1 protein-coding gene and 1 pseudogene are annotated in these 13,617 nt (G+C 70.0%); both read right to left on the bottom strand.

Annotated features, from left to right (window positions below):
* Window positions 1–11: 11 nt before the first annotated feature.
* A complete protein-coding gene (locus tag HSX14_RS17115) occupies window positions 12–11,759 on the bottom strand; it encodes a non-ribosomal peptide synthetase (protein WP_228723453.1) in 11,748 nt (3,915 codons plus the stop codon).
* A gap of 86 nt (window positions 11,760–11,845) precedes the next feature.
* Window positions 11,846–13,594, bottom strand: a pseudogene (locus HSX14_RS31795) (amino acid adenylation domain-containing protein); the annotation flags it as partial.
* Between the last annotated feature and the right edge of the window lie 23 nt (window positions 13,595–13,617).

The following is a 13,617-nucleotide window of genomic DNA, read 5'->3' as shown; positions in this document are numbered from 1 at the left end:
GGGGGCGGGTGTCAGCCTGCGACCGGCTCGCTGTCCAGCACCCAGTCGAGGAGGTCGTCGAGCAGGGCCGGGTGGCGCAGGATGTCGTAGTGCCCCGCGGCCACGGCCTGGTGCGAGCCGGCAGCGGGGAAGTGACCCTGCAACAGGCGCTGCTCGCCGGCGGGCCGGCCCTGCGTCGCCCACCAGCAGGCCGTCGGCGCCGCGATGCGGGGCACGTGCCGCCAGGCCAGCGAGAGGTGCTTGAGCTTCATCGCCGCGAGGAAGGTCTGGGCCAGCTCGTCCGCCGTGATGGCCGAGCGGGCGACATCGCCGCCGGCAGCCTCCAGGGCCCCGGTGATCCAGCGGCGCACCGCCTGCGAATCGCTGCCCGGGGGCAGCGGCGTGCTCGGCAGCGCATCAGCGGGCACGCCCAGCAGGGTGGCGAGGAAGGCGCTCAGCTCGCGCTCCCAGCCTTCGCCGTCGTCCTCGTGCGACCCGACCGGGGTGAAGCAGTCCACCAACCCGACCTGCTCGACCTCCTGTCCCTGGCGCTCCAGCTCCTGGGCCACCAGCAACGCCAGCGCGCCGCCGAGCGACCAGCCCAGCAGGCGGTACGGCCCCTCGGGCTGCTGCCGGCGGATGAAGCGGGTGTAGTCGATGGCCATGGCCTCCAGGGAGTGGTCCTGCCAGTCGCGGTCCAGCAGCATGCGGCACTGGATGCCATGGACGCTGCAGCGCCCTTCGAGCCGCCGGGCCAGGGGCTCGTAGTCGAACACCGTGCCGAAGCCCGCGTGCAGGCAGAACAGCGCCGCGCCGGCCTGGCCGGGCGTGTTGAGCGCCAGCAGCGGATCGGGTTCGCGTACCTGCTCGTCGTAGCCGGACAGCTCGGCGATGGTGGGTTTGCCGATCATGTCGCGCAGCTTCAGGGTCAGCCCGAGTTCCGGGCGGGCGCGCAGCTTCGACAGCACCTTGAGGATGCGCAGCGAGTCGCCGCCGAGTTCGAAGAAGTTGTCCGTGACCCCGACCCGCTCGATCTCCAGCACCTCCTGCCAGATGTCCGCCAGGGCGCGTTCCGTGTCGTTGCGCGGTGCGACGAAGGTGCGCAGCCTGAGGTCGGGCGCCGGCAGCGCGTTGCGGTCGACCTTGCCGTTGGCGTTGAGCGGCAGCGCCGGCAGCACGGCGATGTGCACCGGCACCATGTACTCCGGCAGCTCGCCCTGCAGCGCCGCACGCAGGCTGTCGCCCTGCAGGTCGGCGGCGCCGGACACGTAGCCGATCAGTTGCTGGCTGCCGTTGACCTCGCGGGCGACCACCACGGCGTCCTGGATGCCGGGCAGGGCCCGCAGGCGCGCCTCGATCTCGCCCGGCTCGATGCGGAAGCCACGGATCTTGATCTGGTTGTCCAGGCGGCCGAGGTAGTCGATGACGCCATCGGCGCGCTGGCGCACCCAGTCACCGGTGCGGTACAGGCGGCCGCCGATGGAGAAGGGGTCGGCGACGAAGCGTTCGGCGGTGAGCCCTGGGCGCTGGTGGTAGCCGCGTGCCAGGCCTTCGCCACCGATGTAGAGCTCGCCGGCGACGCCGCGCGGCACCGGGTTGAGGTGGCCGTCCAGCACGTAGAGGCTGCGCTGGCCGACCCGCGAGCCGATGGGCGCGTAGCGAGCGCCGCAGGTGCCGCTGGCGGCGGTCTTCCACAGCATCGGCGTGACCACCGTTTCGGTGGGGCCGTAGCCATTGGTCAGGGTGACCGGCTTCAGCGCGCGCTTGACCCGCTCGAAGTTGGCCTCGGCCACCGCGTCGCCGCCGAAGCAGTAGACCCGCACCGGCGGCGGCGACTGCTCCCGGGCCTGGGCGTATTCGGCCAGCTGCTGCAGGTAGGCGGGCGGGAAGCAGGCGATGTCGATGCGCTGTTCGTGCAGGGCCTGCCAGGTTTCCTCGGCGGTCCACAGGCGGTTGTCGCGGATCACCAGGCAACCCCCGTGGGACAGGGTGGTCAGCCAGCGTTCCTGGGCGCCGTCGAAGGCGAAGGACATGAACAGCAGCTCGCGGGTCTGCGCCGTCATCTCGTACAGCTCGCCGATGGCCTGGCAGTGCATGCGGATGGCCTCGTGGGCCACCGCCACGCCCTTGGGCTTGCCGGTGGAGCCGGAGGTGTAGATCAGGTAGGCCAGGTGGCTCCCTTCGGCGTGCACCGGCAGCTCATCGGCGGCACGTGCGGGCAGCGGCTCGTCGAGCAGCAGCAGCGGCGTTGCCCAGAAGCCGTCGAAGCGCTCGCACAGCGGGCGCTTGCTGATCAGCAGGCGCATGGCGGAATCCTCCACCACCCAGCGCAGGCGCTCGGCGGGGTGCTCGATGTCCAGCGGGACGTAGGCCGCCCCGGTCTTCATCACCGCGTAGAAGGCCACCAGGGTGTCCACCGAGCGCTCCAGGGCGACGCCGACGATACTCTCCGGGCCGATGCCCCGCTGGCTCAGCTCGGCGGCCAGGTGGGTGGCGCGCTGCTCCAGTTCGGCGTAGCTCAGGCTGTGCCCGGCGCACACCGCGGCGATCGCCTCGGGCTGCACCAGGGCGTGCCGGCGGATCTGCTCCGCCAGCAGCGGCTGGGCCTGCGAGGGCAGGAAGTGGTTCTGCTCCTCGAGCAGCGCCTGCTCCGCCGGGGGCAGCATCGGCAGGCTGCCGATGCGCGCGTCCGGCTGCGCCAGCAGCGCCCGCAGGAGGGTTTCGAAGCTGCTGCGGATCAGCTGCACGGCCTCTTCGGTGAAGGCGTTGCGCAGGTAGAGGAACTCGATGCTGAAGGTGTCTTCGAGGTGCACCGCCAGGTCCATGGCGAAGTTGGTCACGTCGCGCCCGTTGACCTTGCCGAAGCGCAGGTGCTCCTGCTCGGCCTCCTGCAGGCGTTCGTCCACCGGGTAGTTCTCGAACACGATGATGCTGTCGAACAGCGCCTGGCCACCCTGGCCGGACCAGCGTTGCAGCTCCGCCAGCGGGGTGTGTTCGCGCTCGCGCACTTCGACGTTGTAGCCCTGCAGCTGCTCCAGCCACTGGCGCACCGAGTGCTCGGGGCGCGGCGTCTGGATGATCGGCAGGGTGTTGATGAACAGGCCGAGCATCTCGTCGGCGCCGGGCAGGCTGGTGGGGCGGCCGGCCACGGTGGCGCCGAAGCAGACGGTGGCCTGCCCCGTGCAGCGTTGCAGGAGCAACAGCCAGGCGGCCTGGATCAGGGTGTTGGGGGTGACGCGCAGGCGCTGTGCCTGCTCGCGCAGGTGCTGCGTGGCGTCGCGGTCCCAGTGCAGGTACAGCGCCTGGTGGCCGACGCCGTGGGCGTCGGGGCGCGGTGCCAGGTGGTCGGCGAGCAGGGTCGGCCCTTCGAGGGCTTGCAGCTTCTGCCGCCAGAAGGCTTCCAGGGGTTCGCCGGGCTGGGCCTGCAGCCAGGCGATGTAGTCGCGGTAGCGGCCACGGCGCGGCGCGGGCTCCAGGCCGTTGTAGGTTTCCAGCACTTCACCCAGCAGGCGCGAGTTGCTCCAGCCGTCCATGAGGATGTGGTGGCTGGTCCACACCAGGTGTGCGCGGCCGTCCCCCAGGGTGACCAGGGTCAGGCGCATCAGCGGCGCCTGCAGCAGGTCGAAGCCGCGTGCGGCCTCGTCCTCGGCCAGGGCCAGCAGGGCCTCGGGCGTCACCTCGCGCTGGCTCCAGTCCAGTAGCGTCGCCGGCAGGCGGGCGCTGCGGTAGACCACCTGCAGGGGCTGGGCCAGGTGGCTCTCGCTGCAGAAGCCGGTGCGCAGGATCTCGTGGCGGGCGATCACCGCGTTCCAGGCCGCGACGAAGCGCTCGGCATCCAGGCCCTCGACGTCCACCGCCATCTGGTTGATGTAGTAGGCCGCTTCCGAGGCCTCCAGGGTGTGGAACAGCATGCCTTGCTGCATGGGCGACAGCGGGTAGATGTCTTCGATCGCCGCCAGGTCCAGCGGCAGCCTGTCGAGTTGCGCCTGGGTCAGCCCGGCCAGGGGGAAGTCCGACGGCGTCGCGCCCCGGCTGCCGGCGCTGCAGCAATGCTCGATCAGCGCGTGCAGCTCGCGGCTGTAAGCCTCGGCCAGGCGCGCGATGGTGCCCTCGTCGTACATGTCCTGGCTGAAGGTCCAGCCGATGTTCAGCTCGCCGCCATAGATCTGCCCATTGAGGGTCAGCCAGTTGCCCAGCGGGGCCTCCTCGCTCTGTTCCTGGCCGCTGCCTTCCGGCGCCGGCACGAAGAGCGCGCCTTCGGCATCGTCGAAGCTGTTATCGAACTGGCCCAGGTAGTTGAAGGTGATGCGCGGCCTCGGCAGGGCGGCCAGGCGCTGGCGGGTGTCGGCCTCGCCCAGGTGGCGCAGGGCACCGAACGACAGGCCCTTGTCGGGCAGGGCGCGCAGGGCTTCCTTGACGCCCTTGATCGAGCCGGCCAGGTCGTCGCCGACGCTCAGCTTCACCGGGAACAGGCTGGTGAACCAGCCCACGGTGCGGGTCAGGTCGATGTCATCGAACAGGTCCTCGCGGCCGTGGCCTTCCAGCTGCACGAGCACGTCCGGGTGGCCGCTCCAGCGGGCGACGACGCGGGCGAGGGCGGTCAGCAGCAGGTCGTTGATCTGGGTGCGGTAGGCCGCCGGGGCGATCTGCAGCAGGCGCCGGGTGGCGGCCTGGTCGAGGTGGCTGCTGAGGGTCCTGGCCTGGCTGTTGCGCAGGCTGCCGTGGGGGTTGTCGCAAGGCAGGTCGACCGGGGCGTCGGCCAGTTGCGCCAGCCAGTAGGGCAGGGCGGCGCGGCCGGCGGTGCTCGCGGCGTAGCCGTGCAGGCGCTCGGCCCAGGCTTTGGTGGCGCTGGTCTTGGCGGGCAGCGTCGGTGCGTGCCCGGCGTCGAGCTGGCGGTAGAGGCTTTGCAGGTCCTCGAAAAGGATGCGCCAGGAAACCCCGTCCACCGCCAGGTGGTGGATGGCCAGCAGCAGGCGCTGGCTGCCGTCGGCCAGGTCGACCAGCACGGCACGGACCAGCTCGGCCGATTCCAGGGCGAGGCTGCGCTGGGCCTGGTCGGCGAGGGCCGCGAGCTCAGCGGTCGTGGCCAACTGGCGGTGCCAGAGCACCGGGCGCAGGGCGTCGGGTGCGAGCACCTGGGCCTGCCAGGCGCCGTCCCGCTGCTCGAAGCCCTGGCGCAAGGCGTCGTGGTGGACCAGCAGGGCCGCCAGTGCCTGTTCCAGGCGCGCCGGCTGCAGGGCCACCGTCGGGCGCAACAGGACGGCCTGGTTCCAGTGCTGGCGCTGGGGGATGTCGGTGTCGAAGAAGGTCTGCTGGATGGGCAGCAGGGCGAGCGGCCCGGTCACCGGCCCCTGGTCGATGACCTGGGCATCGCCGAGGCGCGCGACGGCGGCCAGCTCCTGCACGCTCTGGTGCAGGAACAGGTCCTTCGGGGTGAACAGGATGCCCGCCTGGCGCGCCCGGCTCACCACCTGGATGGAGATGATGGAATCCCCGCCCAGCTCGAAGAAGTTATCGGTCACGCCGATGCGCGCGACCTTGAGGATGTCCTGCCAGATGTCGGCGATACCCCGTTCGAGGTCGTTGCGCGGCGCCACGTAGGCGGCCTGCACCACGCCGGCATCCAGCGCCGGCAGCGCCCTGCGGTCGAGCTTGCCATTGGTGGTCAGCGGCAGGTGGTCGAGGAACAGCAGGTGCGCCGGCACCATGTAGTCCGGCAGGTGCTCGCGCAGGTGGGCTTTCAGGGCCTCGCGCAGCGGGGCCTCGTCGAAGTCGCCGCCGGGCACCAGGTAGGCCACCAGTTGCGGGCCAGCGTTGCCGTCCTGGGCCAGCACCGCCGCTTCGCGGATCGACGCGTGCGCCAGCAGCTGCGCTTCGATCTCGCCCAGCTCGATGCGGAAGCCACGGATCTTCACCTGCTGGTCCAGGCGGCCGATGTACTCGATCACGCCATCGCTGCGGTAGCGCGCCAGGTCGCCGGTGCGGTACAGCCGTTCGCCGTCCTTGGAGAAGGGGTTGGGCACGAAGCGTGTGGCGCTCAATGCCGGGCGCTTGAGGTAACCCCGCGCCAGGCCGGGGCCGCCGACATACAGCTCGCCGGTGCAGCTCTGGGCCACCGGGTTGAGGGCGCCATCGAGCAGGTACCAGGTCAGGTCGGGGATGGCTTCGCCGATGGGGCTGCTGGCGGCCTGGTGCAGATCGGCCTTCGACAGCGGGCGCCAGGTGACGTGAACTGTGGTTTCGGTGATGCCGTACATGTTCACCAGGCGCGGTGCGCTATCGCCGAAGCGTTCGAACCAGGGCGCCAGGCCCTTCACTTCCAGCGCTTCACCGCCAAAGACCACATAGCGCAGCGCCGACGCCTGATCGCTCGCCGCGCAGGCCACCCCCATCAGCGCCTTGAAGGCCGACGGCGTCTGGTTGAGCACGGTGACGCCTTCACGGCAGAGCAGTGCATGGAACTCGTCCGGCGAGCGGGTCACCCACTGCGGGACGATCACCAGGCGGCCGCCATAGAGCAGCGCGCCAAAGATCTCCCATACCGAGAAGTCGAAGGCGAAGGAATGGAACAGGCTCCAGACGTCCTGGGGGCCGAAGCCAAACCAGGCATCGGTGGCCGTAAACAAACGCAGGGCGTTGGCGTGGCTGAGCAAGGCGCCCTTGGGCTGGCCGGTGGAGCCGGAGGTGTAGATCACATAGGCCAGGTTGGCGGGGCTGAGGGCTACGTTGGGGTTGTCGTCGCGGCCTTGCCCATCGTCGGTCTCAAGCGCCAGGACGCGGACTTGAGCGGGAATGGCCAGCCGCTCGCGGGCACCGTCTTCAGCCAGCAACAGGCTTAAGCCGCTGTCTTCGATCAGGTAGGCCAGGCGGTCTTCCGGGTAGGCCGGGTCCAGCGGCACATAGGCGCCACCCGCCTTGAGGATGGCCAGCAAGCCCACGATCACCTCCAGGCCACGCCCGGCGGCCAGGCCGACCAGGGTGTCTGGCTTCACGCCTTCGGCAATCAGGCGATGAGCTATTCGGTTGGCGCGGCGGTTGAGTTCGCCATAGGCCAGGCTTTGGTCCTCGAAGCTGAGGGCGATGGAGTCGGGCGCCTCGGCAGCGCGCTGCTCGAACAGCGAGTGCAGGCAGGACTCCACCGGGAAGCGCGTGGGTGCGGGGTTCCAGGCCAGCAGGTTGGCTTGCTGCTCGCTTGGCGAGAGCATCGGCAGCTCGGCCAGGCGCTGGTTGGGGCTGGCAACCATCGCCGTGAGCAGGTTGCGCCAGTGATCGGCCAGGCGCTGCACGGTGGCCTCTTCGAACAGGTCGGTGGCGTAGGTGAGGATCGCCTGCAAGGTGCCGTCGTCGCCCTGGCGCTCGAAGGTGTCCAGGGTCAGGTCGAACTGGGCGGTGTGGTGGCTCCAGCCCATGGCGTCGACTTCGAGGTCGGCGATCACGGGCAGGGCGCGCTCGCTGCCGCTGGCGGTCTGGTGGTTGTACATCACCTGGAACAGTGGGCTGTGGGCCAGGCTGCGCTCGGGCGAGAGGGCGGTCACCAGCTGCTCGAAGGGCAGGTCCTGGTGCGCCTGGGCGGCGAGCAGGGCCTGCCTGGCCTGCTTCAGCAGGGCCGGCAGCGGCATCTGGCCGTCGAGTTCGGCGCGCAGCACCAGGGTGTTGACGAAGAAGCCGATCAGGCCCTCGGTTTCCAGGCGGTTGCGGTTGGCGATGGGCACGCCGATGCGGATGTCCGCCTGGCCGCTGTAGCGGTGCAGCAAGGCCTGGAAGGAGGCCAGCAGCAGGGTGAACAGGGTCACGTCGTGCTGGCGGGCCAGTTGCTTGAGGTGGGCGGTGAGTTCCGCAGGGATCTCGACGTGCAGGCGAGCCCCCAGGTGGCGGCTGACGGCCGGGCGCGGGTGGTCCAGCGGCAGTTCGAGCACCGGTTGCTCGCCGCCGAGCTGCGCGGTCCAGTAGGCCAGTTGCCGGTCACGTTCGCCGGCGTCCATCCACTGGCGTTGCCAGGCGGCGTAGTCGGCGTACTGGATCGGCAGCGCCGGCAAGCTGGTGGCGAGGCCTTGCGCATGACCGTGGTAGAGCCGGACCAGCTCCTCGACCATCAGCTGCATGGACCAGCCATCGGCGACGATGTGGTGCAGGGTGACCGCCAGGATGTGGTCGCGCTCGTCCAGGCGCAGCAGGCGGGCACGCAGCAGGGGCCCCCGGCGCAGGTCGAACGGACGGCTGATCTCCGCTTGCAGCCAGCTCTCGGCGCTGGCGGTGGCCGCCAGGTGATCCACGTCGATGGAAAGCGGGTAGGGCGCGGCGATGATCTGGACGGTGGTGTCCTGTTGCTGGCCGAAGTGCGTGCGCAGCGATTCGTGCCGGGCGATCAGGTCGCTGAAGGCATGCTCCAGGGCGGCGATCTCCAGCGTGCCCTTGAGGCGCAGCGCCGAGGGGATGTGGTAGGCGGCGCTTTCCGGCTCCAGCTGCCAGAGGAACCACTGCCGTTCCTGGGCATAGGACAGCGGCAGCGGCTGCTCGCGGGAAACCGGCAGCAGCGGCGGCTCGGCCTGGGCCAGTGGTCGCTCGATGGCACGGGCGAAATCGCTCAGCTGCGGGTGCTCGAACAACGTGCGCAGCGACACCTCCCGTTGCAGCTGCTGGCGCACCCGCGACACCACCTGAGTGGCCAGCAGCGAGTGCCCACCCAACTCGAAGAAGCCGTCGTGGCGGCCAACCCGCTCGACCCCGAGCAGGGCCTGCCAGATATCCGCCAGCTGGCGTTCCAGGCCGGCTTGCGGCTCCGCGTATTCCTTGCGCGACTGCACGGCATCCGGCTGTGGCAGCGCCTTGCGTTCCAGCTTGCCGTTGGGGCTCAGCGGCATGGACTCCAGCAGCACCCATTGGGCCGGGACCATGTAGTCCGGCAACCCATTGCGCAACTGGCTGGCCAGCTGCTCGGTGTCCAGATCGCTTTGAGCGGGTACCACATAACCCACCAGGCGCTGATCGACGGCCAGCACCACGGCTTCGCGGACTTCATCCAGTTCCATCAGCCGCGCCTCGATCTCGCCGAGCTCGATACGCAGGCCACGGATCTTCACCTGGTGGTCGATACGGCCGGCGTATTCGATCACACCGTTTTCCCGGTAGCGCGCCAGATCGCCCGTGCGGTACATGCGCTCGCCGGCCACGAAGGGATTGGCGACGAAGCGCTCGGCGGTCAGCGCCGGGCGACGGTGATAACCCCGGGCCAGGCCGACACCAGTCAGATACAGCTCGCCGAGGACGCCCACCGGCACCGGTTCGAGGTTGGCATCGAGGATGTAGCAGCCCAGGTTGGCAATGGGCTGGCCAATGGGCACGCCGTCCTTGCCTTCGTCGACGCAGGTCCAATGGGTGACGTCGATGGCCGCCTCGGTGGGGCCGTAGAGGTTGTAGAGCCCGGCTTGCGGCAGGCGCGCAAAGACCTGCTGCTGGGCATCCACCGGCAGTGCTTCGCCGCTGCAGACGATGCGCTTGAGGCTGACACAGCGCTCCACCTGCGGGTCGAGCAGGAAGGCCTGAAGCATGGAAGGGACGAAGTGCAGCGTGGTGATGTTCTCGCGCTCGATCAGCGCCACCAGCCTGGCCGGGTCACGGTGATCGCCCGGGGCAGCAACGACCAGGCGAGCGCCGGTCATCAGCGGCCAGAAGAACTCCCAGACCGATACGTCGAAGCTGAACGGGGTCTTTTGCAGCACGCTGTCGCTGGCATCCAGGCCATAGGCCTGTTGCATCCAGCACAACCGATTGGTCAGCGCCGAATGACGGTTGCCGGCGCCCTTGGGCTTGCCGGTGGAACCGGAGGTGTAGATCACATAGGCGAGGTTTTCGGGATCGAGTGCGACACCCGGATTGGTTTCCGGGAAATCAGCCAGCGACTCAATGTCCAGATCGATGCGCTGCACGCCTTCGGCCAGCGGCAGGTCCAGGTGCGACTGGCTCAGCAGCAAGTTCACGCCGCTGTCGTCGAGCATGTAGGCCAGGCGTTCGGCGGGGTATTCCGGGTCCAGGGGCACATAGGCGCCGCCGGCTTTGAGAATCGCCAGCAGGCCCACGACCATTTCGATGGAGCGCTCGACGGCAATGCCCACCAGGCTGTCCGGCCCGACGCCCTGGGCGATCAGTGCATGGGCCAGGCGATTGGCGCGCTGGTTGAGTGCGGCGTAGCTGAGCGTGTCAGCGCCGAAGGCCAGGGCCGGCGCATCGGGAGCGCGCTGCACCTGGGTCTCGATCAGCTGGTGCACCGGGGTATCGAGCGGGTACGCGGTGGCCGTGGCGTTCCAGCCGTGCAGCTGGGTTTCACGCTCGCTGGGCGAGAGCAGCGGCAGTTCGGCGATGGGCGTATCCGGTTGAGCGACGATGGCTTCCAGCAGGCCCAGCCAGTGGCCGGCCATGCGCTCGATGGTGGCGGCGTCGAACAGGTCGGTGGCGTACACCAGCGTGGCGGTGAGGCCTTCCGCCGATTCGAAGGTGGTGAGGCTGAGGTCGAACTGGGCGCTGCGCACCTCGCGCGGCACCGGCTCGACCTGCAGCTCGGAGGAGCCCTGGTCTGGCGTGCCGCGCTCCGCCTGCAGGTGGTTGTACATCACCTGGAACAGCGGCGTGTGGCTGAGGCTGCGCTCCGGTTGCAGGGCTTCCACCAGTTGCTCGAAGGGCAGGTCCTGGTGGGTCTGCGCGCCCAGGGCCAGCTGCCGGACCTGTTGCAGGAGGGACCGGAAGCCGGGGTTCTCCTCGAAGCGCGCATTGAGCACCTGGGTGTTGACGAAGAAGCCGATCAGCCGCTGGACTTCCGCGCGCTGGCGGTTGGCCACGGGCACGCCGACGCGGATTTCCTGCTGGCCGCTGTAGCGGTGCAGCAGGGCCTGGAAGGAGGCCAGCAGGAGCATGAAGGGCGTGGCGTTTTCCTGCTGGGCCAGGGCGTGCAGGCGGCGCGCCAGCGCAGCGGGCAGCGGTACGTCCAGGCTGGCACCCTGGGTGTTCTGCACGGCCGGGCGGGGGCGGTCGGTGGGCAGTTCCAGCACGGGGTGGTGCGCGCCCAGCTGGGTTTTCCACCAGCCCAGCTGGCGGTCGCGTTCGCCGGCTTCCATCCAGTGCCGCTGCCAGAGCGCGTAGTCGCCGTACTGGATGGGCAGCGGCTCCAGGGCTTCCGGCTGGCCGGCCTGGCGGGCGCTGTAGAGCTGCACCAGTTCCTGGGCCATCACCTGCATGGACCAGGCGTCGGAGATGATGTGGTGCTGCACCAGCAGCAGGATGTGGTCCTGCTCGCCGAGCTGGATCAGGCGCACCCGCAGCAGGTCACCGGTGAGCAGGTCGAACGGCTCGTCGATCAGCGCTTCCAGGTGCCTGTGCAGGTCGGTTCCCGGCGGCAGCGTCTCGTCGACGATGGCCAGCGGCGCCGCTACCTCGACGCGCTGGTAGCGGCGGGCGTCGTGCTCGTAGAAGCGGATGCGCAGGCTCTCGTGGCGCGCCACCAGGCCGTCGAACGCATGCTGCAGGGCGGCGCGGTCCAGCGGGCCGCGCAGGCGCAGGGCCAGGGGCATGTTGTAGGCCGTGCTGGTGGGGTCCAGCTCCCAGAGGAACCACTGGCGCTCCTGGGCGAAGGACAGCGGCAGGTGCTCGAACTGGCCCCGGGTGACCGGGATGGGCAGGCGCGACAGGCTGATGCCCTTGTCGCTCATCTGCCGGTACAGGGTCTTGCGCGGCTCGGCGGGGAGCTTGATGAAGCGTTCGACCAGGGCGGACAGGGAGTGGCTTTGCATCAGTGCGTCTCCAGCACATCGAGCAGATCGAACAGATCACTCAGGTCAGAATCGGTGGTGGGGGTCTGGTGGGCGGCGAGCCGGCCGGCGAAATCCTCGAAGGTCGCGCTTTCGAACAGGCTGGCCAGCGGCGCCTCGATCTTCAGCTCCAGATGGACCCGCGAGATCACCTGGGTCGCCAGCAGCGAGTTGCCGCCCAGGGCGAAGAAGTTGTCGTCCTGGCCGACCTGCTCGATGCCCAGCACGGCGCGCCAGATGGCGGCGACGCCTTCCTGCAGGGCGCCTTCCGGCGGGCGGTGCAGCTGCGCGGCGGTGCGCAGCTCCAGGGTCGCCAGCACCTTGCGGTCGAGCTTGCCGTTGGCGTTGCGCGGCATCTGCTCCAGCACCTGGAACAGCGGCGGCACCATGTAGGCGGGCAGCTGGCTCTTGAGGAAGGCGCGCAGCGGCTCGAGGTCCTCGGCCAGCGCCTCGGCGCCTTCGTGCAGGGTGAGGAAGGCCACCAGCTGCTTGCCCCGGCCGCTGTCGCAGACCAGTACGGCGGCCTCGCGGATGCCGGGGTACTGGGCGATGCGGGCCTCGATCTCGCCGGGCTCGATGCGGAAACCGTGGATCTTCACCTGGTGGTCAACGCGGCCGATGTATTCGAGGGCGTGGTCGTCCGTGCGCCGGCGGGCCAGGTCGCCGGTGCGGTACAGGCGTTCGCCGGGCACTAGGGCGAAGGGGTTGGGCACGAACTGCAGGGCGGTGCGCACCGGGTCGGCGCAGTAGCCGCGGCCGACACCGACGCCAGCCACGCCGATCTCGCCGGTGGCGCCGTCCGGAACCAGGGCGAGGTAGTCGTCCAGAAGGTACAGGCGGTTGTTGTCGGTGGGGTGGCCGATGGGCACGACGGGGCGCTGGGCGGAGGCCGGGGTCAGCGTGCAGAACGCCACGTCATCCGAGCACTCGGCGGGGCCATAGGCGTTGACCATGGGGATGCCCGGGTAGCGGCGCAGCCAGGCGGCGGCCGTCTCCGCCGGCAGGGCCTCGCCCGTGGGCAGCAGCCAGCGCAGCCCGGGCAGGGGCTGGGGCGGCTCCTCCAGCATCGCCTGGATCAGGGCCGGGACGATCTCCAGCACCGAGATGCGGTGCGCACGCGTCTGCTCCAGCAGCGCGGCGGGGTGGCGCGAGACGGCGTCGGGGAAGATCCGTACCTGGGCGCCATACAGCGGTGCGGTGAGGAACTGCCAGACGGAGATGTCGAAGGCCTGGGAGGCGGTCTGGGCGATGACGTCGTGCTCGTCCAGCCCGAGGTAGGGCACCTTGCTCAACTGGTTGTTGAGCATGCCGGCTTGCTCGACCATCACGCCCTTGGGCTGGCCGGTGGAGCCGGAGGTGAAGATCACGTAGGCCAGGTGGCGCGGCCCGGTCGGGATGCCGGGGCGCGCCTCGCGGTGCGGGCCGTGCGGCAACGACTCCCAGACGATCAGCTCGATCTCCCGCCGGGCGCCGGCGATCAGTGCCTGGGCGCGCTGGCGATGGGCCGCCGTGCAGACCAGCGCCGGTGCGCGGCTGCGTTGCAGGATGTCGCTCAGGCGCTCGTCCGGGTGGCTGGGGTCCAGGGGCAGGTAGCCGGCCCCGGCCTTGAAGGTGCCGATCATCATGCCGAGCAGTTCGAGGTCGCGGTCCGCCAGCAGGGCCACGGCCTGGTCGGGCACCACTGCGGCCTCGACGAGGCGGTTGCCGAGGCGGTTGGCGTGGCCGTCCAGCTCGCGGTAGGTCCAGCTGCGGGCCTCGCAGGAGGCGGCGATCCGCTCGGGGTGGCGGTCGACGCGGGCCTCGAACTGCGCCACGTAGCCGGTCGACAGGTCGTGCCCGA

Origin of the sequence: Pseudomonas tohonis, assembly GCF_012767755.2 — a bacterium.
GTDB classification, from domain to species: Bacteria; Pseudomonadota; Gammaproteobacteria; order Pseudomonadales; family Pseudomonadaceae; genus Metapseudomonas; species Metapseudomonas tohonis.
The sequence above is the reverse complement of the archived record's forward strand: the minus strand, read 5'-3'. Positions and strand labels throughout refer to the sequence as shown.

Bases quoted from the DNA above. Each gene is read 5' to 3' on its own strand.
- HSX14_RS17115 (WP_228723453.1), bottom strand. From the start codon at position 11,759: ATGCAAAGCCACTCCCTGTCCGCCCTGGTCGAACGCTTCATCAAGCTC.